General features: G+C 73.2%; 21 protein-coding genes. 10 read left to right on the top strand and 11 right to left on the bottom strand.

The genetic code is table 11. The features are described 5' to 3' along the window. Window positions 1-43: 43 nt before the first annotated feature. The 3 genes from OG959_RS16430 to OG959_RS16420 form a co-directional block, all read right to left on the bottom strand. Window positions 44-1,573 (bottom strand): PTS transporter subunit EIIC, encoded by a 1,530-nt coding sequence (locus OG959_RS16430; protein WP_326659151.1) that lies wholly within the window; start codon window positions 1,571-1,573, stop codon window positions 44-46. Window positions 1,574-1,620: 47 nt separating this feature from the next. Continuing rightward, complete coding sequence (gene murQ / locus OG959_RS16425; protein ID WP_326659149.1) at window positions 1,621-2,586, bottom strand: N-acetylmuramic acid 6-phosphate etherase; 966 nt, start codon at window positions 2,584-2,586, stop codon at window positions 1,621-1,623. A 67-nt stretch (window positions 2,587-2,653) separates the two neighbouring features. Next, window positions 2,654-3,571 (bottom strand): MurR/RpiR family transcriptional regulator, encoded by a 918-nt coding sequence (locus OG959_RS16420; RefSeq protein WP_148016620.1) that lies wholly within the window; start codon window positions 3,569-3,571, stop codon window positions 2,654-2,656. 93 nt (window positions 3,572-3,664) lie between these two features. On the opposite strand from OG959_RS16420, the gene OG959_RS16415 reads away from it, so the two are divergent. Beyond that, entirely contained in the window at window positions 3,665-4,033 is a 369-nt protein-coding gene (locus OG959_RS16415; protein ID WP_326659145.1) for a hypothetical protein, read from the top strand. After that, the gene (locus OG959_RS16410; protein ID WP_326659143.1) at window positions 4,030-4,302 is read left to right on the top strand and encodes a DUF4031 domain-containing protein; all 273 of its coding nucleotides are present in this window, start codon (window positions 4,030-4,032) and stop codon (window positions 4,300-4,302) included. The genes OG959_RS16415 and OG959_RS16410 overlap by 4 nt, the downstream gene beginning before the upstream one ends. Window positions 4,303-4,316: 14 nt before the next feature. Here OG959_RS16410 and OG959_RS16405 read toward each other — a convergent pair whose 3' ends face one another. After that, a complete protein-coding gene (locus tag OG959_RS16405) occupies window positions 4,317-5,558 on the bottom strand; it encodes a Cmx/CmrA family chloramphenicol efflux MFS transporter (protein ID WP_326666424.1) in 1,242 nt (413 codons plus the stop codon). 160 nt (window positions 5,559-5,718) lie between these two features. Continuing rightward, window positions 5,719-6,390 carry an HD domain-containing protein gene (locus tag OG959_RS16400; RefSeq protein WP_326659140.1) on the bottom strand — a complete coding sequence of 224 codons (672 nt, stop codon included), beginning with the start codon at window positions 6,388-6,390 and terminating at the stop codon, window positions 5,719-5,721. 93 nt (window positions 6,391-6,483) lie between these two features. On the opposite strand from OG959_RS16400, the gene OG959_RS16395 reads away from it, so the two are divergent. The 4 genes from OG959_RS16395 to OG959_RS16380 all read left to right on the top strand — a co-directional run bounded on the left by OG959_RS16395 (window position 6,484) and on the right by OG959_RS16380 (window position 9,551). Next, complete coding sequence (locus tag OG959_RS16395; RefSeq protein WP_326659138.1) at window positions 6,484-7,140, top strand: maleylpyruvate isomerase family mycothiol-dependent enzyme; 657 nt, start codon at window positions 6,484-6,486, stop codon at window positions 7,138-7,140. Window positions 7,141-7,270: 130 nt separating this feature from the next. Beyond that, on the top strand, window positions 7,271-8,020 hold the full coding sequence (locus OG959_RS16390; protein ID WP_326666423.1) for a LamB/YcsF family protein: 750 nt from the start codon (window positions 7,271-7,273) through the stop codon (window positions 8,018-8,020). Continuing rightward, complete coding sequence (locus OG959_RS16385) at window positions 8,017-8,673, top strand: 5-oxoprolinase subunit B family protein (RefSeq protein WP_326659137.1); 657 nt, start codon at window positions 8,017-8,019, stop codon at window positions 8,671-8,673. The genes OG959_RS16390 and OG959_RS16385 overlap by 4 nt, the downstream gene beginning before the upstream one ends. After that, a complete protein-coding gene (locus OG959_RS16380) occupies window positions 8,670-9,551 on the top strand; it encodes a biotin-dependent carboxyltransferase family protein (protein WP_326659135.1) in 882 nt (293 codons plus the stop codon). The genes OG959_RS16385 and OG959_RS16380 overlap by 4 nt, the downstream gene beginning before the upstream one ends. A gap of 10 nt (window positions 9,552-9,561) precedes the next feature. Here the strand turns inward: OG959_RS16380 and OG959_RS16375 are convergent, their stop codons facing one another. Then, window positions 9,562-10,107 carry a hypothetical protein gene (locus tag OG959_RS16375; protein WP_326659133.1) on the bottom strand — a complete coding sequence of 182 codons (546 nt, stop codon included), beginning with the start codon at window positions 10,105-10,107 and terminating at the stop codon, window positions 9,562-9,564. Then, complete coding sequence (locus OG959_RS16370; protein ID WP_326659131.1) at window positions 10,104-10,652, bottom strand: hypothetical protein; 549 nt, start codon at window positions 10,650-10,652, stop codon at window positions 10,104-10,106. Before OG959_RS16370 ends, OG959_RS16375 begins: the two co-directional genes overlap by 4 nt. 161 nt (window positions 10,653-10,813) lie before the next feature. On the opposite strand from OG959_RS16370, the gene OG959_RS16365 reads away from it, so the two are divergent. Then, window positions 10,814-11,440, top strand: a complete 627-nt coding sequence (locus OG959_RS16365) for a GNAT family N-acetyltransferase (RefSeq protein ID WP_326659129.1) — start codon at window positions 10,814-10,816, stop codon at window positions 11,438-11,440. Window positions 11,441-11,486: 46 nt separating this feature from the next. Here the strand turns inward: OG959_RS16365 and OG959_RS16360 are convergent, their stop codons facing one another. Then, a complete protein-coding gene (locus OG959_RS16360; RefSeq protein ID WP_442805580.1) occupies window positions 11,487-13,787 on the bottom strand; it encodes a heavy metal translocating P-type ATPase in 2,301 nt (766 codons plus the stop codon). 250 nt (window positions 13,788-14,037) lie between these two features. On the opposite strand from OG959_RS16360, the gene OG959_RS16355 reads away from it, so the two are divergent. After that, the gene (locus OG959_RS16355) at window positions 14,038-14,727 is read left to right on the top strand and encodes a copper homeostasis protein CutC (protein WP_326659127.1); all 690 of its coding nucleotides are present in this window, start codon (window positions 14,038-14,040) and stop codon (window positions 14,725-14,727) included. A 256-nt stretch (window positions 14,728-14,983) separates the two neighbouring features. Continuing rightward, window positions 14,984-17,638: a glycoside hydrolase family 9 protein gene (locus tag OG959_RS16350; protein ID WP_442805579.1), complete on the top strand. Its 2,655-nt coding sequence runs from the start codon at window positions 14,984-14,986 to the stop codon at window positions 17,636-17,638. A gap of 49 nt (window positions 17,639-17,687) precedes the next feature. On the opposite strand, the gene OG959_RS16345 is transcribed toward OG959_RS16350, so the two are convergent. Then, complete coding sequence (locus tag OG959_RS16345) at window positions 17,688-19,778, bottom strand: HelD family protein (RefSeq protein WP_326659125.1); 2,091 nt, start codon at window positions 19,776-19,778, stop codon at window positions 17,688-17,690. A gap of 346 nt (window positions 19,779-20,124) precedes the next feature. Between OG959_RS16345 and OG959_RS16340 the strand changes: the two genes are divergently transcribed. After that, window positions 20,125-20,313: a hypothetical protein gene (locus tag OG959_RS16340; protein ID WP_326659123.1), complete on the top strand. Its 189-nt coding sequence runs from the start codon at window positions 20,125-20,127 to the stop codon at window positions 20,311-20,313. A 34-nt stretch (window positions 20,314-20,347) separates the two neighbouring features. Here the strand turns inward: OG959_RS16340 and OG959_RS16335 are convergent, their stop codons facing one another. Together OG959_RS16335 and OG959_RS16330 are read right to left on the bottom strand one after the other, a co-directional pair. Then, the gene (locus OG959_RS16335; RefSeq protein WP_326659121.1) at window positions 20,348-21,991 is read right to left on the bottom strand and encodes a DNA repair helicase XPB; all 1,644 of its coding nucleotides are present in this window, start codon (window positions 21,989-21,991) and stop codon (window positions 20,348-20,350) included. 279 nt (window positions 21,992-22,270) lie between these two features. Further along, window positions 22,271-24,724, bottom strand: coding sequence for a helicase C-terminal domain-containing protein (locus tag OG959_RS16330; protein WP_326659119.1), 2,454 nt, complete (start codon window positions 24,722-24,724; stop codon window positions 22,271-22,273). Between the last annotated feature and the right edge of the window lie 4 nt (window positions 24,725-24,728).

Below are 24,728 nucleotides of genomic sequence, written 5' to 3'. Positions count from 1 at the left end.
CACCCCACCGGGGTGCCGCCGTTCTCGTGGTTTCCGTGGTCCGTCAGACCCCCGCAGGTTCCTTCGCGGGAGCCTCCGGGCCGGCGCCGACCGTGGCCGGGCCGGTGGCCGCGATCGTGGAGGCGGCCGGTTCCTGGGAGACGTTGAACTCCGCCAGCAGGTCCTTGCTGAAGCCGAAGAAGTACGTGGCGACGAAGCCCGCCAGGTAACCGACGACCAGGCCGCCCGCGTAGATCGCGATCGTCGCACCCAGGCCGTGGTTGCCGTCCAGCAGCGGGAACAGCGCCCAGCCGGACGGGCCGATCGCGGTGGAGCCCACCGCGTCGCCGAGCTGGTTGAAGAAGCCGACGAACGCGCCGCCGAACGCACCGCCCACGCACGCCGTGATGAACGGGCGGCCCAGCGGCAGCGAGACACCGTAGATCAGCGGCTCACCGACGCCCAGGAAGCCCGCGGGCAGGGCGGACTTGATGGTCCGGCGGATCGACTCGTTGCGCGGGAGGCGGAAGAAGACCGCGATGGCCGCACCGACCTGGCCGGCACCGGCCATGGCGAGGATCGGGAGCAGGACCGTGTAGCCCTGCTGCTCGATGAGCGTGGTGTGGATCGGGATCAGCGCCTGGTGCAGGCCCAGCATGACCAGCGGCAGGAAGAAGCCGCCGAGGACGAGACCCGCTCCCGCACCGCCGTTGGACAGCAGCCAGTCGGCGAACGTGCCGATGGCGGTGGAGACCTCACCCGCCACGTACATCAGGCCGAAGATTGTCACCAGCCCGGAGACCAGGACCGTCAGGGTCGGGGTGACCAGGACGTCCAGCGCCTCCGGCACCCAGCGCCGGCACCACTTCTCCACGTACACCGCGAGGACCGCCGCGCCCAGGGCGCCGAGGACACCGCCCTGGCCGGGGGAGAGCTTCTGGCCGAACGCCTCGATGTTCGCGACGCCCGGGAAGACGATGATGGCCGCGACCGCACCGCCGAGGATCGGCGTGCCGCCGAACTCCTTCGCCGTGTTGTAGCCGACGAAGACCGCGATCAGGGCCATGAAGCCGGACGCCATCGCCGCCAGGGCCGGGGTGACCGAGGGCAGCCACTCCAGGTTGACCAGCAGGCCGTTGAGGCCCGCGATGATGCCGCAGCCGATCAGGGCCGGGATCAGCGGGACGAAGATGTTGGCGATCTTGCGCAGGAACAGTTTGAACGGGGTGGCGTTCTTCGCCTTCCGGGCCGCCTTCATCTCGGCACCCTGCGCGGCCAGTTCCTCCGCGGTGAGCGGGGTGGCTGCCGGGTCGTCGGCCGGGGCCGATTCCTGACCCTCCTTGACGAGCTTCTCGAACTCGGGGGTGACGCGGGCGACCGTACCGGGACCGAGAACGATCTGGTACGTGTCGTCCTCGACCACGCCCATGACGGCGGGCACGGCCTTCAGTGCCTCGTCCTGGACGAGCGAACGATCGTGCAGACCCAGCCGGAGCCGGGTCATGCAGTGGACAACGGAGCTGACGTTCGCGGCGCCACCGACGAGCGGAAGGATCGCGGCGGCAGTGGCGCGGTTCTTGTCTTCTGTAGCCATGGTGCGTGGTGCCTTGCTGTGCGGGGGAGCGGAGGTGGAGCAGGAAGTCAGGTGGTGCGGGGGGCTGCGGCGAGGGCGGCGCGGAGGTGGCCGTCGGACGCGGACAGCAGCGTGGCCGCGGTGGGACCGTCGACCTGGCCGAGGATGGTCAGGATGGCGTTCTTCACCTCGCCGTCGGTGGCGGCCAGCGCGGCCTCGATCTCGGCGTCCGACGCGCCGGTGGCCAGCGAGACGATCCGCCGGGAACGGGCGCGGAGCTTCTCGTTGGAGGCGCGCACGTCGACCATGAGGTTTCCGTACGTCTTGCCGAGCCGGATCATCGTGATCGTCGAGAGCATGTTGAGGACGAGCTTCTGTGCCGTGCCCGCCTTGAGCCGGGTGGATCCGGTGAGCAGCTCGGGGCCGACGACGACCTCCAGGGGGTGCTCGGCGGCGGCGCCCAGCGCGGAGTCCGCGTTGCAGGACAGGCCGATGGTCAGGGCGCCCTCGGCGCGAGCGTGCTCCACGGCCCCGATCGCGTACGGAGTGCGGCCGGAGGCGGAGATGCCGACCACCGTGTCGTCGGCGGTCAGGCCCAGCGCGTCGAGGTCGGCGGCGGCCAGCTCCTTGCTGTCCTCCGCTCCTTCGACGGCGGTGACCATCGCGGACGGGCCGCCCGCGATCAGACCGATCACGTCGGCCGGGTCGGTGTTGAAGGTGGGCGGGCACTCGCTGGCGTCCAGGACACCGAGCCGGCCGGCGGTGCCGGCGCCCGCGTAGATCAGCCGGCCGCCGCGGGCCATGCGCGCCGCGATGGCGTCGATCGCCGCGGAGATCTCGGGCAGCAGCTCGGCGACGGAGGCCGGCACGGTGCGGTCCTCGTCGTTCATGATCCGGGCGATCTCCGAGGTGGCCAGCCGGTCGATCTCGGCGAGCTCGGGGCGGAACGCCTCGGTGGTGAGGGTGGCGAGCTGGGCGCGCAGTTCGCCGTAACCGTCGGGGGTGGTGGCGTCGGCGTCGGTGAGGGAGGTCATGGAGAGCGGCTCTGCTTTCTTGAACTCGTGCGGTTCTGCGGGTGCGGGTGCGGGGTGGTGCCGCTGGTCAGCGGGTGCGGGGGGTGTGGCGGTGGGCCAGCGCCTCGTAGGACGCGGCAAGCGCGGGGGCGGCCGTCTCGTACGTACGCTGCGCGACCCCGATGAACAGGCAGTCGACGACCAGCAGCTGGCTCGTACGGCTCGACATGGCGGCCGGGCGCAGCTCGCTCTCGCGGGCCGTGGACGTGGTCAGCACGACGTCGGCGTACTGCGTGACCGGGCCGTCGGGACGGCCGGTGATCGCGATCGTCGTGGCGCCGCGGTCGAAGGCGACGCGCAGCGGCTCGATGACGTCGCCCGTCGACCCGGAGTGCGTGATCGCGATGGCCACGTCGCCGGAGCGCAGCTGCACGGCGTTGGTCACCGCGAGGTGCGGGTCCATGTTGGCGTGCGCGATCAGGCCGATACGGGCCAGCTTCTGCGCCAGGTCCTGGCCGACGAGCGAGGAGGCGCCCACGCCGTAGATGTCGATCCGGCGGGCGGTGGCGGCCGCGGCCACGGCGGCACCGAGCTGTACGGTGTCGAGCCCGGCGGCGGTGTCGGCGAGTGTCTGCTGCTCGTCGTAGGCGAGCTTCGCGACCACGTCGGCGATCGGGTCGTCGACCGCTATGTCCGCGGTGACGGCGGGTGCCCGGCCGGACTCCTGGTGGGCGGCGAGACCGGCCAGCGCGAGGCGCAGGTCGCGGTAGCCGGGGTAGCCGAGGAGGCGAGCGGTGCGGACCACGGTCGCCTCGCTGGTCCCGGTGAGCTCGGCGAGACCGGTGACCGTCAGGGCGGCGCAGCCGGCCGGGTCGCCCGCGACGGCCTCGGCGACCCGCTGCATGGAGCGGGTCATGGACGGCGCGAGCGTCCGCACCTTCGCCGCGAGGGCTGCCGGGGCGGGCGGCGATTCGGCGCTGAAACTTTCCTTCAGGTCATTGGTCACCTTTGAAAGATATTTTCAACCCCGGTGTCCGTCAACCCCCCTTTGGTCCCGACCTCTGGCAGGACGTTCCGCGCGCAGGTGGACAATGGCTGCATGGAGCTGAACCCCCTGGAGCAGGCACTGCACACCGCCCGCGCACTGGTCATGGCCGATCTCGCCGCCGGAGACGTCGCGGAGGCGCAGATCGTCTCGCTGGTCGAGGACGCGGTCACGCACCGCCGCTGGTGGGTCGAGCAGTGGCCGGACGGGGTGGAGTTCGTCGTCGGTCTCGTCGCCCAGGACGTCCAGGACGCGCTGCTGGAACGGTTCGGCCGCTGGCCGCTGTGCCCGGTGTGCGACGCGGGTGACCCGCACGCCCTGGACGTCGAGCCTGAGCTCGGGCCCGATCCGCACTGGGTCTGCACGAAGGCGGCCGTGGCCGTCGCTCCGGTCGGCTCGCTCACCGGGATACTGCGGCCATGACCGTCTACATCGACCCGCCGGACTGGCCGGGCCACGGGCGCTTCTGGTCGCACCTGGTCAGCGACGTGTCCTTCGAGGAACTGCACTCCTTCGCGGCGTCCATCGGCTGCCCGGCCCGCGCCTTCGAGCGGGACCACTACGACGTACCGGCAGCACGGTACGAGGACGCGGTACGGGCCGGAGCCCGGCAGATCGGCTCCAAGGAACTGGTCCGCCGCATCACCGAAGCGGGCCTGCGCCGCCCCAAGGGCCGCCCCGCACCGGGCTGAGGTCCCGGCCCCGGTCAGCCGGCCGACGAGGGCGCGCACACCGCCGCGTCCTGCGCCGCCTCCCGCGACACCGCGGCCGGGGCGCCCGCCACCAGCCGGGACGCGGCGTTGCGGCTGCGCTGCAACCGCAGCGAGAGGACCACCGTCACCAGCGCCAGCACGGTCATCGCCGCCCCCGCCCACGCGGTGGCCTCGAAACCGAAGTCCAGGTCGATCACCGTGCCGCCCAGCCAGGGCCCGCCGGTGTTGCCCAGGTTGAACGCGGCGGTGGTCGTCGCGCCCGCCAGGGTCGGGGCGGCGCCCGCGACGTTGAACATGCGGGCGTTCAGTGCCGGAGCCGTATAGAACGCCGACAGGCCCAGCAGGAACGACAGCACGATCACGGCGGCCTGGTTCGACGCGAACAGCGCCAGCGCGGCCAGGAACACCGTCGAGGCCGCGATCCCGCTCAGCAGCACCCCGAACAGGTGCGCGTCCGCGACCCGGCCGCCGATGATCGTGCCGATCAGCGCACCGATCCCGAAGAGCGCGAGCACGGTCGGCACCCAGCCCGAGTCCAGCCCGGCGACGTCCGTCAGCAGGGGTGCGAGATAGCTGAACGCGCAGAACACGCCGCCCGCCGCGAGCGCGGTGAGCACGATGGAGAGCCATACCTGCCGGTCGCGGTAGATGGTCAGCTCCCGCTTGAGCTTCGGCTTCTCGTCCGGCAGCGGGATACGGGGGATCAGCGTCGCCACTCCGGCCAGCGCCACGGCGGAAGCCGCCCCGACCGCCCAGAACGCCGACCGCCAGCCCAGGTTCTCGCCCAGGAAGGCGCCCAGCGGCACCCCCAGCACGTTCGCGATGGACAGTCCGCCGATCATCACGGCCATCGCGCGGGCCCGCTGGTTCACCGGCACCATCGCGATGGCGACGGCCGCCCCGACCGCCCAGAAACCGGCGCACGCGAACGCGCTGATCACCCGGGACGCGAAGAGCACCTCGTACGTCGGCGCGAGCGCGCCCGCGACCTGGCCGAGGCCGAAGACGGAGATCAGCGCGATGAGTGTGGTGCGGCGCGGCAGCCGGAGCGTGGCCACGGCCAGCAGCGGGGCTCCGACCACCATGCCGATCGCGAAGGCGGATATGAGGAGCCCGGCCTTGGGGATCGACACGTTCATGTCATCGGCGATGGGTGGCAGCAACCCGGAGAGCATGAACTCGCTGGTACCGAGTGCGAAGACCGAGAGGCCGAGGATGTACACGGCCAGGGGCATGCGGGAGCGGCGAGCGGCAGAGTCGGGCATGTCAGGTGCCAACAGCGAAACGGTCCTGCACATTCCCCGCCCCGCTCCGGCGCGTTCCCGGCCCTGCTCGGGCGCACCCCCCCGCCCTGTTCCGGTGCATGCCCCGCCCCGCTCCGGCGAGGGGCCGCGCTCAGTGCGTGAGCAGCTCCAGCTCCGTGGCCAGATTGTGCCGGGCCCGCGCCTCCCACTCGGCCGCCCCGTGCGGCGTACGGAACAGCCGAGGCAGCTCCAGAAGCTGCCGCAGCACCGCCGCCCGGCCCTCCCGGAACGCCTCGTCGGGAACGAAGCCGTACTCCTCGCGCACCCGGGCCGCGTACTCCGCGTACTCCTTCGGCGGCGCCGCGAGGATCGCGAGGTCCGCGTCGCACAGGGCCTCGCCGTTCGTGTCGCCGGCGGCCGGGTCGTGCGTGACGGTGAGCCGGACCAGGCGGGCGACCTCGGCGGTGGTCGCGTCGGGCACCCCCGCCTCGGGCAGGGCGCGCTCGGCGAGGACGGCGCTGCGCTCCTCGTTCTCGGAACGGTCGGGCCGGTAGACCGCGTCGTGGAACCACGCGGCCAGCCGCACCGCGTCCGCGTCCGCGGCATGGCCGGCGAGCGTGTCGAGGTGGCCGAGGACCGCGGCCAGGTGAGCGGTGGTGTGGTAGCGCCGCTGGGGCTCGGCCCACCGTTCCAGGAGGTTGTCGGCGTACGGCGACGGGTCGGGGCCCTCGTCGCCGCCCCGGGCCGCGACGAGGCACTCGTGCCAGCGGTCGCGGAGCGTGTCGGCCTCACCGCTGCCGGGGGACCGGTCGATGTCGTCCATGCCCCCGAGGTTAGAGCGTCCGGCCACCGGATGATGGTGCTCCGGTTCGCCGAAGACCAAGTCCGGTGCCGGCCGGGATGGTTGGCTGGTCCCATGGCTGACGAACGTGATCCCGAGCTTCCCGGTCTCCTCCTGCGCACGGAGCGGGACGCCCTTCTCCCGCTGCTGCGGTCCGCCGCGGACGGCGACTTCGCCGTGCGCACCGCGTGCCCCGGCTGGACGGTCCGGGATGTGGTCGCGCACTGCGGATCCGTGCTGAGCCGGGTGGTGGAGAGCCGCTTCGGACCCGATGTGTTCAGCCCCGAGTGCAACGACCGGGACATCGCCGAACGCGCCGACTGGACGCACACGCAGGTCGTGGACGAGCTGGAGCGGGGCATGACCGACGCCGGCCCGGCGATCGCGGCGGCGGGCGGGATCCTGGACGCGGTGGCGCTGGGGGAGTGGGTGCACGCGGGGGACGTACGCGAGGCATGGGGGCTGCCCGGGGCCTACGAGGGCCCGGGGTTCCCGCACGCGCTCGGCCTCCTCGTCCCGCGCGCCCTGCGCCGCAAGGTGCCGCTGTTCGTCGCGGAGCTCACGGACAGCGGGCGGGAAGTGACCATCGGCGTCGAGCAGGAGGGCCGGGCCCCCGGGCGGTACCGGGGCGACGGGGCGACCCTGATCAGGCTGTGCGCGGGCCGCCCGCTGGTCGGGACGCGGTACGAGCTGGAGGGCGTACGGGAGCGCGAGCTCGGCCTCTTCGACTGAGACGGACCGGCGCACGGGGCCGGGCGGGCGCTACGGTGCGGCCGTGACGAATCTGACGAACCCGCCCGGCGGGGCGGAGGGGCCGGGCCTGTGCGGTGAGCCGGTGCCGGCGGACGTGCCGGTCGCGGTCATGGACCTCAACGCGGACCTGGGCGAGGGCTTCGGACGCTGGACGCTCACCGACGACGAGGCCCTCCTCGCCTGTGTGACCAGCGCCAACGTGGCCTGCGGCTTCCACGCGGGGGACGCCTCCGTGATGCGGCGGGTCTGCGACTCGGCGGCCGCCCGGGGCGTACGGATCGGCGCGCAGGTCTCGTACCGCGACCTGGCAGGCTTCGGGCGCCGGGCCATGGACGTACCGGCCGCCGAACTGGCAGCCGAGGTCGCGTACCAGATCGGGGCGTTGCGGGTGTTCGCCGAGGCGGCCGGTTCCCGCGTCTCGTACGTGAAACCGCACGGCGCCCTCTACAACCGCACCGTCCGCGACGACGAGCAGGCCGCCGCCGTCATCGAAGGCGTCCGGCTGGCGGGCGGGGACCCGGCCGTCCTCGGCCTGCCCGGCTCCCGGCTGCTCGCCCACGCCGAGGAGGCGGGTCTGACCGCCGTCGAGGAGGCCTTCGCCGACCGGGCGTACACCCCGCAGGGCACCCTCGTGCCGCGCGGCGAGCCCGGCGCGGTGGTGCACGACGCGGACGAGGTCGTACGCCGCAGCGTGGGCTTCGCCGTCGACCGCGGCGTGACCGGGGCCGACGGTGGCCGGATATCCGTCGTCGCCCGGTCCCTGTGCGTCCACGGCGACACCCCGGGCGCCGCCGCACTCGCCCGGCGGGTGCGGGCGGCGCTGGAAGAGGCGGGCGTCGCGGTGCGGGCGTTCGCGTGAGTGCGGGGGGACGGTCCGGCCGGCCGCTCGTCGTGCTGCCCGCCGGGCCCCGGGCGCTGCTGGTCGAGCTGGACGGCCGGGAGGCCACGGAGGCGTTCCACGCGGAGGTGCTGCGGCGCCGCGCGGCGGGCGAACTGCCCGACGTGCGCGACATCGTGCCCGGCGAGCGGACGGTGCTGCTCGACGGCATCGCGCGGGACGCCGCCGCGCTCGCCCGGGCGCTGCCGACCTGGCACATACCGCCGCCGCGCCCCGGCACGGCCGCGGCGGTGGAGCTCCCCGTCGTGTACGACGGCCCGGACCTCGCCGACGTCGCCGAGGCCTGGGGGGTGGCCGTCGCCGAGGTGCCCCGCATCCACGCCGGAACCGAGTTCCGGGTCGCCTTCTGCGGGTTCGCCCCCGGCTTCGGCTACCTGACCGGCCTGCCGGACCGCCTCCACCTGCCGCGCCGGGCGACACCGCGCACCCGGGTCCCGGCGGGCGCGGTCGCGCTGGCCGGCCCGTACACCGGGGTGTACCCGCGCCCGTCGCCCGGCGGCTGGCAGCTCATCGGCCGGCTACCGGACCCCGGTCCGCTGTGGGACCCGCACCGCGAACCGGCCGCGCTGCTGGGTCCGGGCGCGCGGGTGCGGTTCGTGGAGGCGGCACGGTGACGGCGTCCGTGCGGCCCGGGGCCTTCGAGGTCGTCCGCGCCGGGGCCCTGACCACCGTGCAGGACGAGGGCCGCGCCGGACTGGCCCACCTGGGCGTCGGACGGGCGGGCTCCCTCGACGCACCCGCCGCCGCGCTCGCCAACCGGCTCGCCGGCAACCCGGTGACCGCGGCCGTCCTGGAGACGACCGCCACCGGCTGCGCCGTCCGCCCGGACCGTGCGGTGCGGGTGGTCGTCGGCGGTGCGCCGTGCCGGGTGACGGTGGACGGGCGGCCGGTGGCGTGGGGCGCCGCGGTACGGGTGCCGGCGGGTGCGGTGCTGGACGCGGGGCCCGCGGTGCACGGACTGCGCAGCTATCTGGCGTTCGCGGGCGGCGTGGCGGCGGAGCCGGTGCTCGGCAGCAGATCCGCCGACCTGCTCTCCGGGCTGGGCCCGGCACCCCTGCGCGACGGGGACGTACTGCCGCTGGGCCCGCCCCCGCAGGCCGGCGCCCCGCCCGCCGACACGGTGCCGTGGTCGGGCGCGCCCGGCGGACTCGTGCTCCCGGTGCACCTCGGGCCCCGCCACGCCTGGTTCACGCCCGCCGCTCTCCGTACGCTCACCACCGCCGCGTACCGCGTCTCGGCGCAGAGCAACCGCATCGGCCTGCGCACCGACGGCCCGCCGCTGGAGCGGACCCGCACCGGAGAGCTGCCCAGCGAGGGCATGGTGCTCGGAGCCGTCCAGGTGCCGCCGGACGGGCGCCCGGTGGTGTTCCTCAACGACCATCCGACGACGGGCGGTTACCCGGTGGTGGGCGTCGTCCCCGAACCGGCGCTGGCGGCCGCCGCCCAGGCGGGGGCGGGGTCGGTGGTGCGGTTCGTACGCGCCGGGGGGTGAGCAGGGGCGGTCACGTCGTGGCGGGCAGCCCGAAGTGGTCGGCGATGATCCGCATCGTGACGGCGCCGTCGGCGTTGAAGTCGGGATCGGCGTCGTACGCGGGGGTCTCCCGGCCGACGATCCCGGCGTCCAGCAACTCCCGTACCAGCAGGTCTCCGCTGCGAAGGGACTCGCGGCGGCGCCCGACGTTGAAGTACACCCGCTCGAAACCGCCCCGGCTGTGGAGGAAGTGGAACGGGTGGTCGTCGCAGTGCGCAATCGCGTAGTTCTGCCCGTGCGGGCACGCGCATGCCGGTGTGGAGGCCAGGAACACCGTCTCCACGCGCCCGGGCCCGCCGAAGCGTTCGTCGTAGCGGAATCCGGTCAGGTCGCGCGCCAGGTCCATGACTCCCCGGCCGTGCGCGGCGGTCGCGTCGTAGGTCACCCAGGCCCAGCCGTCCGACTCACCCGCCGTGCGGGCGGGATACCCGGCTTCGGCGCACACGGAGGTGAGGGTGGCCCGGTCGATTCCCCTGGCGTGGAGGGCATACGTGTCAGGGGCGAGGAGCGGGTTCACGCCGCCGCCTCCTGCGGACCGAGCGGGAGCGGGGGCAGACCGAAACAGTCCTGGATCGCCCTCACGACGCGGTCCTCGTCACCGTCGTGGTGGTCGAAGCAGTCATGGCCTTCGTCCGTCTCCCACGTGTCGCACTCGGCCCCGGGGCCTATGAGGTTCGCCGCGAGCAGCTCGGCCGACATGTAGTCCGGGTTCTCGCCCACCCGCTGCTCCAGATCCTCGAAGGAGAAGAAGAGGATCGTGCGTCCGTCGCGCAGGTACAGGACCTGGGGTGCGTGCGCCTTCGCGCTGCATGGTTCGGTCACCAGCACCACGAGCTCCGTGCCCTCCGGGCAGACACGCCCGTAGTCCACATCGCCGTAGTCGTCCGACTCCTCGTCGAACATCTCGTGGACCGCCCAGGCCCACCCGCCCGCCTCGCCGTGCGCCAGCGGTTCGCGGTGCAGTTCGCGCAGGCCCGTGGCCAGTGCGGTGGCGGAAAGACCCCGCGAGAACACGAGGTTCACCTCGTAGCCGGGGATCGATGCGTGGGTCCATTGGGTCATACGGAGAGCGTAGGTTCCGCCACTGACAACGCGGCCGCGCGGGCGTCGCGTTGGGCGGCGCGCGCGATATTCGCACGACACGGCCGGGCGCCTCTGGAACGCTCCGTACGCGGGCCCGTGCCCGCGTACGGAGCGTTCCCGGACGACTGAATGGACGAGTGATGGCTTTCGCGCTGCATGGGCCGGTTCTGGAGGGCACGCGCGTGCGCCTGGAGCCGCTGGGGCACCGTCATGCGTCGGATCTCGCGGTGGCCGCGGAGGAGGACCGGAGTTCGTACGGGTTCACGTGGGTGCCCCGCGCCCACGAGGTCGAGGAGTACTTCGAATCCCAGTTCGCCCGTGTCGTGAGCGGGAAGCTGTTCCCGTACGCGCAGATCGACCGGGCGTCCGGCCGCGCGGTCGGCGTCACGGCGTACTGGGAGCCCCGGTACTGGCTGGACGAGGACACGCTGAGCGCGATCGAGGTCGGCTTCACCTGGCTCGCCGCCTCCGCCCAGGGCTCGGGGATCAACGCCGAGGCCAAGTACCTCCTGTTCCGGCACGCGTTCGAGGTGTGGGACGTGGCACGCGTCGACCTCAAGACGGATGCCCGCAACAGCCGCTCCCGTGCCGCGATCGAAGCGGCGGGCGCGACCTTCGAGGGTGTGCTGCGGAACTGGTCCCGGTCGTGGGCGCCGGGCGAGGACGGGAGCCTGCGGGATTCGGCGATCTTCTCGATCACGGCGGACGAGTGGCCGGCGCGCCGGAAAGCGCTCGAAGAGCGCATCGCACGCGCCCGTGGGGCCTGATCCACCGGACCGGCCCCACAGGCGCCTGCCGCGTACGGCGGGTTCCCTACGCTCCCGCCCGGAACCCGCGCAGCCGCAGCGAGTTGCCGACCACGAACACCGAGGAGAACGCCATGGCGGCCCCCGCGATCATCGGGTTCAGCAGGCCCATCGCGGCCAGGGGCAGCGCCGCCACGTTGTAGGCGAAGGCCCAGAACAGGTTCGTACGGATGGTGCCGAGCGTCCGGCGCGACAGCCGGATCGCGTCCGCGGCGGCCCGCAGGTCCCCGCGGACGAGGGTCAGGTCGCCGGCCTCGATCGCCGCGTCCGTGCCCGTGCCCATGGCGAGGCCCAGATCGGCCTGGGCGAGCGCGGCGGCGTCGTTGACCCCGTCGCCGACCATGGCGACCGAACGCCCCTCGCCCTGGAGGCGCTTGACGACGTCGACCTTGTCCTGCGGCATGACCTCCGCGTACACCTCCTCGATGCCGACCTCGGCCGCGACCGACTCCGCGACCGCCCGGTTGTCGCCGGTCAGCAGGATCGGCTTCAGGCCGAGTCGGCGCAGCCGCCGGATCGCCTCCGCGCTGGTGTCCTTCACCGCGTCGGCCACCTCCAGGACCGCACGCGCCTCACCGTCCCAGGCGACCGCGATCGCGGTACGGCCGGCGGCCTCCGCCTCGGCCTTGCGGTGGGCCAGCTCCACGGGCAGGTGGATCTCCCACTCGGCCAGCAGCTGCTCGCGGCCGACGAGGACGGCGTGGCCCTCGACGATGCCCTGGACGCCGAGTCCGGGGATGTTGGCGAAGTCCTCGGGGGTGGGGAGTGCGGCGCCGGTGCGGTCGGTGGCTCCGGTGGCGACGGCTTGGGCGATGGGGTGTTCGGAGGCGTGTTCCAGGGCTCCGGCCAGGCGCAGGACGTCGGTCTCGTCGACGCCGTGTGCGGTGTGGACGGTCTGGAGGGTCATCTTTCCGGTGGTGACGGTGCCGGTCTTGTCGAGGACGATGGTGTCGACGCGGCGGGTGGTCTCCAGGACTTCGGGGCCCTTGATGAGGATGCCGAGCTGGGCGCCGCGTCCGGTGCCGACCATGAGGGCGGTCGGGGTGGCGAGGCCCAGGGCGCACGGGCAGGCGATGATCAGTACGGCGACGGCGGCCGTGAACGCGGCCGTCAGGCCCTCCCCGCTGCCCAGCCAGAAGCCGAGCGTGCCGAGCGCGAGCGCGATCACGACGGGGACGAACACCGCCGAGATCCGGTCGGCCAGCCGCTGGGCCGCGGCCTTGCCGTTCTGCGCGTCCTCGACCAGCTTCGCCATCCGCGCCAGCTGGGTGTCGGCGCCGACCCGGGTCGCCTCGACGACGAGCCGTCCGCCCGCGTTCAGCGTCGCGCCGGTCACCGTGTCGCCGGCCGTGACCTCGACGGGCACGGACTCACCGGTGAGCATCGACGCGTCCACCGCCGAACTGCCCTCCACCACGGTGCCGTCGGTCGCGATCTTCTCGCCCGGGCGGACCAGGAACCGGTCGCCGACCCGGAGATCCTCCGTGGCCACGGTGACCTCACGGCCGTCACGCAGGACGGTGACCTCCTTCGCGCCCAGTTCGAGCAGCGCCTTCAGTGCGGCGCCCGCCTTCCGCTTGGAACGGGCCTCGAAGTAGCGCCCGGCCAGGATGAACGCGGTGACGCCCGCGGCGGCCTCCAGATAGATGTTCCCGGAGCCGTCGCCGCGGCCGATGGTGAGCTCGAAGGGGTGCGTCATGCCGGTCATCCCGGCGGTGCCGAAGAACAGCGCCCACAGCGACCACAGGAACGCGGCCGAGGTGCCGACCGAGATCAGGGTGTCCATGGTGGCCGCGCCGTGCCGGGCGTTGGTCCACGCGGCGCGGTGGAAGGGCCAGGCGGCGTAGGTGACGACGGGGGCGGTGAGGGTGAGGGAGAGCCACTGCCAGTTGTCGAACTGGAGCGCCGGGACCATCGACATCGCGATCACCGGCACCGCGAGCAGGACCGCGGTGATCAGCCGCTGCCGCAGCGGGCGGAGCTCGTCCGCCTCCGCCGCCTCGGCGGGGGCGTCGCCGCCGCGTACCGGCGGGGCGGGCTCGTGCGCGGTGTAGCCGGTCTTCTCGACCGTGGCGATCAGGTCCTGTACGGAGACGTCCTCGCCCCGGTAGCTGACCTTGGCCTTCTCGGTGGCGTAGTTGACGGTGGCCTCGACCCCGTCCATCCGGTTGAGCTTCCTCTCGATACGGGCCGCGCACGAGGCACAGGTCATGCCGCCGATGGCGAGCTCGACCTCTGCGGCGACGCCGGTACCGGCGGCACCACTGGGGGCAGTGGTGCCGGTGGTGGCTGCGGTCTGCGCGGACACGGGGCCTCCTTCGGTCGGTTCATTTATACCCCTAGGGGGTATGCGGTGATGACCCCAGGTATACCCCCTACCCCTATGTGAACGCAAGGGTGATCTGTGACGGAACCGCGGACCGCGCGCCTCCGGTCGGCAGTCGCGCCGCCGGCCTCGCGTATCTTCACGTTCACGGTGAGGCTGCGCCCCCGGCCTACCGCCCCGTAGGCTGGCATTGGACTAGACCTATAGATGGTTTCTGGAGGATTGGGTTCCCATGAGCAACCGTGCAGTCCTGGAGGTGATCGCTCTCGACGCGGAGGACGCGGTCGCTGCCCAGGCGGGTGGTGCGGACCGGCTTGAGCTGGTCACCGACATGGCGGCGGACGGCCTCACCCCGTCCTGCGCGACGTTCGCGGCGATCCGCGCAGCGGTGGACATCCCGCTGCGGGTGATGCTCAGGGTGGCGGACGGCTTCGCGGCCGGCGACGTCGACGTGCTCGTCCGCAAGGCGCGCGAACTCCGGGCGGAGGGGGCGGACGAGTTCGTGCTCGGCTTCCTGGACGCGGACGGCCACCCCGACCTCGTCGCGGTCGAGCGGATCGTCGCCGAGCTGGACGGCTGCAGCTGGACGTTCCACCGTGCGATCGACCGCGCCGCCGACCGGGACGCGCTGCGCAAGTCGCTCGCCGACCTGCCGGGCCTGGACACCTACCTCACCGCGGGTTCGCCCGCCGGGGTGGACGACGGCATTCCCACGCTGATCGTCGAGGCGGCGCGCAAGGGCGAGCCGGGGTACGAGCCGCAGATCCTCGTGGGCGGCGGCCTGCGGCTGGAGCACCTGCCGGAGCTGCTGGGTGCGGGCATCGACGCCGTCCACATCGGCGGAGCGGCCCGGCCGGGCGGCTGGGCGGGTCCGGTGGACGTGGCGGCGGTACGGGAGTGGCGGGACGTGCTCGACGCGTAGGGCCCTGCGCGGCAGGGAGGTGGTGGGGCGGGATGCCGGGACGCGGCAGCCCGCCCCTCATTCGTTTCCGAGGGCGTCCGCAGGCTCGTGCTGTCACGACCCTGGCGCAACAAACACCCCGGGCTTCACAATGACGACACGGCGGTGTGGGAACGCTCCCACGGTGCCTCCCCGGCATTTCTTACTGCTCATGGGAGCGTTCCCACCGCTCATCCGTCGCGTGATGCACCACCAGCCCCCTACCGAAAGGCCCCCGGTGAACGCCTCTCCGCCCCCGTCCCCCACCGACCGCGCCCCCCGCGCCCGGCGCGGGCGCCGCGTACTCGGCACGTTAGCCCTCACCGCCCTGTTCGGCGGTGTCCTCACCGCACCGGGCGCCGCCGCCGAGGACGCCGACCCGGCCCCGGAGCAGATCACCAACGGCGACTTCGCCGCCGGAACCGCGCCCTGGTGGTGGACCGCCAACACCGCCGCCGCCGTCACGGACGGCAGGCTCTGCACCGACGTACCGGCCGGAACGGCCAACCCGTGGGACGTGATCGTCGGCCAGAACGACATCCCGCTCGTCGCGGGGGAGACGTACAGCCTCACGTACACCGCCAGCTCCACCACCCCGCTGTCCATCCACACCAATGTGCAGCTGGCCGTCGACCCGTGGACCACGGACCTCTCCTCGACCGACCAGATCGGCACCGAGGCGGTCCCCGTCACGCACGTCTTCACCGCGACGGCGGACCGCGACGCCGCCCAGCTCGCCTTCCAGATAGGCGGCAGCGACGAGGCGGCCACCTTCTGCCTCGACGACGTGTCCCTGCGCGGCGGCGCCGAACCGCCCGTGTACGTGCCCGACACCGGCTCGCGCGTCCGCGTCAACCAGGTCGGCTACCTTCCGCAGGGCCCCAAGGAAGGCACCCTGGTCACCGACGCGACCGAGCCCCTGCCCTGGACGCTCAGGGCCGCCGACGGATCGGCCGCCGCCACCGGCACCACCGTCCCGGGCGGCGTCGACCCGACCTCCCGCCAGAACGTCCACACCTTCGACTTCGGCGACGTCACGACCGCCGGCGACGGGTACACCGTCGAGGCGGACGGGCAGGTCAGCGAGCCCTTCTCCATCGGGGCCGACCTCTACGACGCGCTGCGCGGCGACTCGCTCGCGTACTTCTACCAGAACCGCAGCGGCATCGAGATCGACGCGGACCTCGTCGGCGAGCAGTACGCGCGCCCCGCCGGACACCTCGACGTCGCCCCCAACAAGGGCGACACGGACGTGCCCTGCCAGCCGGGCGTCTGCGACTACCGGCTCGATGTGCGGGGCGGCTGGTACGACGCCGGTGACCACGGCAAGTACGTCGTCAACGGCGGCATCGCGGTCGCCGAGCTGATGGACACGTACGAGCGGACGCTGACGGCCGACGGTGCCGAGGCCGCCGAACTCGGCGACGGCGCGCTGCGGGTGCCCGAGCACGGCAACGACGTGCCGGACATCCTCGACGAGGCGCGCTGGGAACTCGACTTCATGATGCGCATGCAGGTTCCGGCCGGGCAGCCGCTCGCGGGAATGGTCCACCACAAGATGCACGACGCCCAGTGGACCGGTCTGCCGCTGCTGCCCCATCTCGACCCCCAGCAGCGCGAGTTGCACCCGCCGTCCACCGCCGCGACCCTCAACCTGGCCGCCGCGGCGGCCCAGTGCGCCCGGCTCTACGCCCCGTACGACGCGGACTTCGCCGGCCGGTGCCGTACCGCCGCCGAGACGGCGTGGGCCGCGGCGAAGGCGCACCCGGACGTGCTCGCCGACCCCGACGACGGTACGGGCGGCGGCACCTACAGCGACAACGACGTCTCCGACGAGTTCTACTGGGCCGCAGCCGAACTCTTCACCACCACCGGCGACGACACCTACCGCCAGGCGCTCCTCGGCTCGCCGCTGCACGGCGACACCGACAAGGTCTTCCCGGCCGACGGCGGCATGTGGTGGGGCGGAACCGCCGGGCTCGGCGTCCTGACCCTCGCCACCGTCCCCAACGACCTCACCGCCGGCCAGCTGGCACAGGTCCGCACCGTGGTGACCACGGCCGCCGACCGCTACGCCGCCCAGACCCAGGACCAGCTGTACGGCGTCCCGTACGCCCCGGCCGGCCAGAACTACGCCTGGGGATCCAACAGCCAGGTGCTCAACAACATGATCGTGCTCGCCACCGCGGCCGACCTCACCGGGAAGGCCGGGTACCGCGACGCCGTGCTGCGCGGCGCCGACTACCTCTTCGGGCGCAACCCGCTGAACCAGTCCTACGTCACCGGGTACGGCGAGCGCAGCTCGCAGAACCAGCACCACCGCACGTGGGCGCACCAGAGCGACCCCGACCTGCCCCACCCGCCGGCCGGATCCCTGGCGGGCGGACCGAACCTCACCGCCCCCACCTCCGGCGACCCGGAGGCCGCGGCCAGGCTCACGGGCTGCGCGGCGGCGATGTGCTACCTCGACGACATCGGCTCGTACGCCACCAACGAGGTCGCCATCAACTGGAACGCACCGCTGGCCTTCGTCGCCTCCTACCTGGACGACGCCGGTGACGGGGCGGGCCCGGCCCGCGCCTGCCGCGTCACGTACTCCTCGCACCCGTGGAGCACCGGCTCGACCACCACGGTCACGGTGAAGAACACCGGAACCGAGGCGCTCACCCCCTGGTCCCTGACCTGGCTGCTGCCGGGCGACCAGAAGCTCAGCCACACCTGGAGCGCCGAACTCGCCCAGTACGGGCGTACGGTCACCGCCGCACCGCTGTCCTGGAACCGGACCCTCGCACCGGGTGCGGAGATCGACTTCGGGTTCAACAGCAGCGTCCTGGGCGCGGCCGCGGACCCGGGCACGGTCAAGCTGAACGGGAGGGCCTGCACGGCCGGCTGACCGGACGCGGGGGCGGGGGCGGGCCGGGCCGCCCCCGCCCCCGCGCGCGTCAGGCCAGCTCCTCCGGCAGCGGCGCCGCGTGAAGGACGATCAGCCCCGACACGGCACGGGTCAGCGCGACGTACAGCCGGCGCAGCCCCGTCCGCTGGTCGGGCTCGCCGTCGACCACGGCGGCCGGTTCGTCCAGCACCACGTAGTCGTACTCCAGGCCCTTCGCCAGCGATGCCGGGACCAGCGTCAGCCGGGACTCGGCGGTCGTCTCCTGGCCGGGGGAGAGGTAGCTGTGGCCCGCCGCGGTCAGCGCCTCGGCCAGGGCCGGAACGCGCGCGTCGGCGGCGATCAGACCGGTCGAGCCCTCCTGCTCCAGGGACTCCGCGCACGCCGCGACCACCGCCGCGTCCAGCGCGTCCGCACCCGTCACCTCCCGCACCGACAGCGAACCGGGCGACTCACGCACCGACTCCACCGCCGCGAGCCCGGGCGAGATCACCGGCAGCAGCCGGGAGGCGTACGCGATCACCTCGCGCGGCACACGGAAGCCCGCAGTCAGCTCCTCCACCAACGCGTCCGACTTCCCCAGATGGTGCAGCGCCTGCTCCCAGCTCTGCGTCGACCACGGCGTCGTGCCCTGCGCCAGGTCCCCGAGCACGGTCGCCGAACCGGTCGAGCAGCGCCGGCCCACGGCCCGGTACTGCATGGGGGACAGATCCTGGGCCTCGTCGATGACGACATGGCCGAGCGAATGCGTACGCGCCACCAGATCGTTCGCCTCGTCGATCAGCACCGCGTCCGCCGCCGACCACTTCGCCGCCTTCACGCTGCGGGCCGCCCTTTTACCGGATCCGGGCAGCGTCCACAGGATCGTCTTCTGCTCGTCCTCGCTGAGCAGCCCGTCCGCGTGCGCGGCCAGGAACTCCGGGTCCGACAGCAGCCGCAGCACCAGCTTCGACGGGTCGACCGCCGGCCAGACCGCCTTCACCGCGGCCTTCACCGCCGGGGTGCGGGCCACCGCGTTCTGGACCCGGTCGTCGGGCGCCTCGCCGGCCTCCTCCATCCGCACCAGCACGGCGTGCGCGATGCGCTGCGGAAGGGCCTCGTGCGCGGCCCCGTACCGCATGTCGCGGGACAGCAGCTCCTTGACCATCTCCTCGATCTCGTACGCCGGGACCCGCCAGCGCCGCGACCCGCGCACCACCATGACCGGCTCGACGGGCATCGTCACGTGCGACCGGATCGCCCTCCGCAACACCTCCGCCATCCGGGCGTCGCCCTTCACCACGGCGGCCCGCGCATCGTCCGTGGACCGGACCTCGACCTGCGCCGTCACCAGGTCGTCGACCGTCGCCTGCTTCACCTCCAGCTCACCGAGAGCCGGCAGCACCTGCTCGATGTAGTGCAGGAACGACTTGTTCGGCCCGATGACGAGCGTCCCGGTACGGGCGAGGCGCTCGCGGTGCGCGTACAGCAGGTACGCGACCCGGTGCAGGCCGACGGCCGTCTTCCCGGTGCCCGGCCCGCCCTGCACACACACGGTGCCGCCGAGCTCGCTGCGGACGATCTCGTCCTGCTCGGGCTGGATCGTCGCGACGATGTCACGCATCGGGCCGACACGGGGCCGCTCGATCTCCGCCTGGAGGAGCTTGCTCGTCTGCGCCGCCTCGGAGGGGTCGGTGAGGTGCTCGTCCTCGTACGCGGTCAGCTCGCCGCCCGTGTAGCCGAAGCGGCGCCGCTGACCGACGTCGAGCGGGTCCTTCCGGGACGCCCGGTAGAACGGCTGGGAGACCGGAGCACGCCAGTCGATGACCATCGGATCACCGTCGGCGTCATGGACGTGGCGGCGCCCGATGTAGAACTGCTCGCCCTCCGCGCCCTCGGCCTGCGCCGCACCCACCACATGGAGGTAGTCCAGCCGCCCGAAGAACAGCGGGGTGTGGGAGAGGTCGGCGAGCGACTTGATGCGGTCGGCGATCTGGGCCTGGAGTACCGCGGCGTTCACCCAGTTCGCCGTGACATCGCGGATGTTCAGGGCCTGGGCGTCCTCGCGCATGGCGCGCAGGGCCGCGCGCGAGGCGGCGAGATGGGCGCGTTCGTGGGCGAGGGGATCGGTGGTGGTGTCGCTTTCGTGTTCGTGCGCGGGCACGGTGTTGCCTCCGGCATTCAACGCAGGACGGCGGACCGCATCGCCCCGGTGACTGCTCGGGGGCGATGCGGTCCACTCGGGGATCGATCACTGGCTGTCGGCCGGTTTCCGTCCGGTCGGCGGCGCTCCCCCGGCTGCCGGCGCACGTCCCTGAGGACGGCCGGTACCACGGTGCGGGAGGCGGGCAGACCGGCGATTGTATCGACCGTCCCCGCCCGACGCGAACGAATATCGCGCCGTCCACCCCGTAGGGGATGGCATGCGACCCCAGAGGTAGACGCGCCACCGCGGGCTTCAGCCTCCGGACCGACGCGGCGGCGCACCCGTCCGGAGCACCATGGAGGACATGAGCACCGTCACCCTGAACCCGCAGAGGACCGGCCCCGCGCACGGCGCGACCGCGGCCACCGGTCACCACCACAGCCACCGCGCCGGAGACGCGCTGCGCGCCGTCAAGGTCTACGCACGGGCCGCGTTCGGCGTCGTCGTCCTCGGCGAGTACGCGGAGGAGGCGGGCGTCCGCCGCACGCGCTGAGCGCGCGACGGCCCGCCCCTGCGCGGCCCGTCCGTCAGTTGTCCGACAGCAGCTCGTCCGCGTCCACGATCCGGTAGGCGTAGCCCTGCTCCGCCAGGAACCGCTGGCGGTGTGCCGCGAAGTCCTGGTCGATCGTGTCGCGCGCGACCACCGAGTAGAACCGCGCCTCGTGCCCGTCCGCCTTCGGCCGCAGCACCCGGCCCAGCCGCTGGGCCTCCTCCTGACGCGAACCGAACGTGCCCGACACCTGAATGGCGACGGTGGCCTCCGGCAGGTCGATCGAGAAGTTCGCCACCTTCGACACGACCAGCACGCTGATCTCGCCCTCCCGGAAGGCGCCGAACAGCTTCTCGCGCTGGGCGTTGCTGGTCTCGCCCTTGATCACCGGGGCGTCCAGATGCTCACCCAGCTCGTCGAGCTGGTCGATGTACTGCCCGATGACCAGCGTCTGCTCACCCTGGTGCTTGCGCACCAGCGCCTCGGTGACCTTGCGCTTCGTCGCGGTCGTCGCGCAGAACCGGTACTTCTCCTCCGCCTCGGCGGTCGCGTACGCGAGCCGCTCGCTGTCCGTGAGGTTGACCCGTACCTCGACGCAGTCGGCGGGCGCGATGTAGCCCTGCGCCTCGATCTCCTTCCACGGGGCGTCGAACCGCTTGGGCCCGATCAGCGAGAAGACGTCCGACTCGCGTCCGTCCTCCCGGACGAGCGTCGCCGTGAGCCCGAGCCGGCGCCGCGCCTGGAGATCCGCGGTGAACTTGAAGACGGGCGCGGGCAGCAGATGCACCTCGTCGTAGATCACGAGCCCCCAGTCGCGGGAGTCGAACAGCTCCAGGTGCGGGTAGACGCCCTTCCTGCGGGTCGTCAGCACCTGGTACGTGGCGATGGTGACCGGGCGGATCTCCTTGCGCGTACCGCTGTACTCGCCGATCTCCTCCTCGGTCAGCGACGTCCGCTTCACCAGCTCGTGCTTCCACTGCCGGGCCGAGACGGTGTTCGTGACCAGGATCAGCGTGGTCGCCTTGGCCTGCGCCATCGCGCCCGCCCCGACCAGCGTCTTCCCTGCCCCGCACGGCAGCACGACGACCCCGGACCCGCCGTGCCAGAACCCCTCGACGGCCTGCTGCTGATAGGGCCGCAGCGCCCAGCCGTTCTCGTCCAGGTCGATCGGGTGCGCCTCGCCGTCCACGTACCCGGCGAGGTCCTCGGCGGGCCAGCCCAGCTTCAGCAGCGTCTGCTTGACCTGCCCGCGCTCGGACGGGTGCACGGCCACGGTGTCCGGGTCGATCCGGGCGCCGACCAGCGGCTGGACCTTCTTCGACCGGAGGATCTCCTCCAGGACCGGCCGGTCCGTGGAGGTCAGCACGAGTCCGTGGACCGGGTGCTTGGAGAGAGTGAGGCGGCCGTAGCGGTCCATCGTCTCGGCGATGTCGACGAGCAGCGCGTGCGGTACGGGGTAACGCGAGTACTTCACGAGCGCGTCGACGACCTGCTCGGCGTCGTGCCCCGCGGCGCGGGCGTTCCACAGCCCGAGCGGGGTCAGCCGGTAGGTGTGGATGTGCTCGGGCGCACGCTCCAGCTCCGCGAAGGGGGCGATCACACGACGGCAGGCGTCGGCCTGCTCGTGGTCGACTTCGAGGAGCAGCGTCTTGTCGCTCTGGACGATGAGGGGTCCGGTCACGCGCTTCGGCCCTTTCTGCGGGGCCGCCCGGAGGCGGCGGGTTGGCCAAACCTCCAGTGTGCCGTATGTCGGGGCGGGGTGGTGTTGCCCCTGTCCGGGGCTGAGGGTTCCGTCCTCAATCGCCGGACGGGCTCGGGGTGGCGGGTGCTCCGCCGGGAGCGGGGTGCGCGTCATGTCTGCACATCGGCCCTGCGACTGCCGCAGACGCGGGACGGGCCGCACCACATCAAGCCCGTCCGGCGATTGAGGACGGAACCCGGCGGACGGAACGGGGCGACGTCACGTCTGGTCGTCGGCCAGTTCCGCCACGCCCGTGATCCGGTGGAGGGGGTACGTGCGGACCTCGTCCGCGGTGTGGTCGTACGCGGTGACGTAGCCGCCCTCGACGCGGACCGGGGCGATCACGCGCTGGCTGGCCGCGCCCTCCGCGTTGACGTAGCCGATCCAGATCGCCGATCCCGTCATCGCCGCGGCCTGGACGGTGACCAGGGTCTCGGCGGAGGTCGTACGGGGCAGGGCGCCCGCCGCGGACGCGGAGGGGCCGGTCTCCTTGTGGATGACCGTCGCCGCCGTGTCCCCGGCCCGGATCGCCCGGACCGCCGCCCCGAGCAGGGTCGGGTCGGGCAGCGGCGGCCCCTCGGGTACGGGGACGGGGGCCGTGCGCGGCGGTGTGCGGACGGCGCCGGCGCGGGTGATCAGGACGTCGCCCTCGGCGGACTCCGCGGCGGGCGCGTACCCCATCTCGCGCAGGCCGTCGAGGAGCGACGCCGGGTCGATCTGGGCGGCCAGGGCCGTCGGGGCGAGCCGGCGCAGCCGCAGGGTCGCGGAGCGCTTGTCGGCGAGGATCTCGTTGAGGACGGCCTCGTCGTCGCAGCGCACGTACGAGGAGGCGGCGCCGATCCGCAGATGGCCGTGGCGGCGGGACACGTCGTCGATGAGGTAGCTGAGCGGCTGCGGCACCGGCGTGCGGCTGTGCGCGGCGAGGAAGGCGTGCAGGTCGGCGGCGGACTGCCCGGCGTCCAGCGCGCGGCGTACGGAGCCGGGGGTGAAGCGGTAGACCGTCGCGCCGCCCTTCGACTCGATGTCCGCGAGGGCGGAGAGCATGTCGGCGAGGGGGCGTTCCAGCGGGCCGGGGGCGACGGCGGTCAGGTCGGCCTGGAGCAGGACGTGGTCGAGCGGCTCCGGGATGAGCGGGGCGAGCCGGGCGGCGGCCTCGGCGCGTCCGCCGGAGAGCAGGCCACGGGTCTGCGAGGCGAGGGCGCCGCGGCCGGTGATGCCGAGGAGCTCCGACTCGTTCAGCGTCCACAGGGCGATCCGGGACCGGAGGTCGGTGGTGTCCCCGGCGGACGCGGAGGCGCCGCGCAGCGGCCGTTCCCAGCGGAGCCGGGCGAGCAGGGACTCGGGATCAGGCGCGGTGCCGGGCGGCAGCGCGGCGAGCAGGGCCAGGACCCGGTGGCGGACCTCGGGTGCGGCGGAGCGGTCCAGCTCGGGCCCGAGGGTGGACAGGGCACGGCCCTTGGCGTCCTGGCCGCCGACCAGGCCCGAGGTGCGGGTGGCGGCGAGCCAGGCGGAGGCGAGGTCCACCCAGCGGTCCTGGGCGGACAGTTCCGTCCACTCGTCGTACGCGGGAGTCGGCGCGTACCGTTCGTCCGCCTCGCCGTCGGAGGCCAGCAGCCCGGCCGCGTAGGCGAGTTCGATCCAGAACGCGGCGACGGGTTCCGAGACGTCCAGGGTGGCGGCGGTCTTCTTCAGCTCGCGGACACTGAGGCCGCCGGCCCGCAGTATCGCGGGGCCGCCGCCGTTCCAGCTCTTGAGCAGTTCCTCGACGGTGGACACCGCGAGGAACGCCTGGCCGGCCGCGGCGCTGTCCACAGCCTGTGGATCGCGTTCGGCGACGGTGGCGAGGGCGGGCGGCCGGGGTTCCGGCACGCGATGGGCGCGCCCCGCGCGCAGATGCAGTGCGGCCTCGCGCGGCAGGACGACGGTGCGGGTCGACACGGGCAGCAGGAGCCCGCGGTCGCGCAGCCACTTCACGGGCGGGGTGGGGTTCGGGGTGACCTCGCCGTACGGCGGTCCCCAGACCAGCCGGTCCAGCACCGACAGGGCCTCCACCGGGGCGGTGTCGAGGAGTTCGCCCATCCGGGTGCGGTCGGTGAACAGTGCGGAGAGGGCGCCGACCGCGGAGACCGGGTCATGGGTGGCGGGCAGCCCCGCCTCGTTGAGGATCTCCTGGAGCCGGCCGGGCGACATGCCGGCGGTGGCCTCGGAGACGGTCGGCCCGAGACCGGTGGGAGAGGGGTGCTGCGGAGACGGCGACAGCAGTTCACGGGCGGTGCGCACCAGGCGCAGCCGGTCGTTCTCGCCCCAGACGAGGGCCTGTTCGCGCAGCGTGCCGAGGGCGCCGGGCAGCGCCGCGACGATCGCGGCGCCCGCGTCGTCCCGGTGCTCCCCGTCGTCCCGGCCGTCGCCCGTGAGCAGGCCCAGCAGGATGTCGTACGGCGCCGGGTCGGGTGCGACGGCCAGGGCCTCGGCGGTCTGCAGGGCGAAGCGGTCGAGGTGCTCCAGGGCGCGGACGACGGAGGCACGGGTGCCGGCGCGTGTCGCGAGCTGGGTGATGTCGCCGGGCACGGGGGTGAGGAGATCCGGCCGGGCGCGCAGCAGCCCGGCCAGTGACTCGTCGTCCCGGGCGCGCAGAGCCTCGGCGAGCGTCCGCGGTGGTGTGGTCATCCCCATCCGT

The organism is Streptomyces sp. NBC_00385, from assembly GCF_035917155.1.
GTDB classification, from domain to species: domain Bacteria; phylum Actinomycetota; class Actinomycetes; order Streptomycetales; family Streptomycetaceae; genus Streptomyces; species Streptomyces poriferorum.
The sequence above is the reverse complement of the archived record's forward strand: the minus strand, read 5'-3'. Positions and strand labels throughout refer to the sequence as shown.

Coding starts and splice junctions, on each gene's coding strand:
- OG959_RS16430 (WP_326659151.1), bottom strand. CDS start 1,573: ATGGCTACAGAAGACAAGAACCGCGCCACTGCCGCCGCGATCCTTCCG.
- murQ (WP_326659149.1), bottom strand. CDS start 2,586: ATGACCTCCCTCACCGACGCCGACGCCACCACCCCCGACGGTTACGGC.
- OG959_RS16415 (WP_326659145.1), top strand. CDS start 3,665: ATGGAGCTGAACCCCCTGGAGCAGGCACTGCACACCGCCCGCGCACTG.
- OG959_RS16410 (WP_326659143.1), top strand. CDS start 4,030: ATGACCGTCTACATCGACCCGCCGGACTGGCCGGGCCACGGGCGCTTC.
- OG959_RS16405 (WP_326666424.1), bottom strand. CDS start 5,558: ATGCCCCTGGCCGTGTACATCCTCGGCCTCTCGGTCTTCGCACTCGGT.
- OG959_RS16400 (WP_326659140.1), bottom strand. CDS start 6,390: ATGGACGACATCGACCGGTCCCCCGGCAGCGGTGAGGCCGACACGCTC.
- OG959_RS16395 (WP_326659138.1), top strand. CDS start 6,484: ATGGCTGACGAACGTGATCCCGAGCTTCCCGGTCTCCTCCTGCGCACG.
- OG959_RS16390 (WP_326666423.1), top strand. CDS start 7,271: ATGGACCTCAACGCGGACCTGGGCGAGGGCTTCGGACGCTGGACGCTC.
- OG959_RS16370 (WP_326659131.1), bottom strand. CDS start 10,652: ATGACCCAATGGACCCACGCATCGATCCCCGGCTACGAGGTGAACCTC.
- OG959_RS16365 (WP_326659129.1), top strand. CDS start 10,814: ATGGCTTTCGCGCTGCATGGGCCGGTTCTGGAGGGCACGCGCGTGCGC.
- OG959_RS16355 (WP_326659127.1), top strand. CDS start 14,038: ATGAGCAACCGTGCAGTCCTGGAGGTGATCGCTCTCGACGCGGAGGAC.
- OG959_RS16340 (WP_326659123.1), top strand. CDS start 20,125: ATGAGCACCGTCACCCTGAACCCGCAGAGGACCGGCCCCGCGCACGGC.
- OG959_RS16330 (WP_326659119.1), bottom strand. CDS start 24,724: ATGGGGATGACCACACCACCGCGGACGCTCGCCGAGGCTCTGCGCGCC.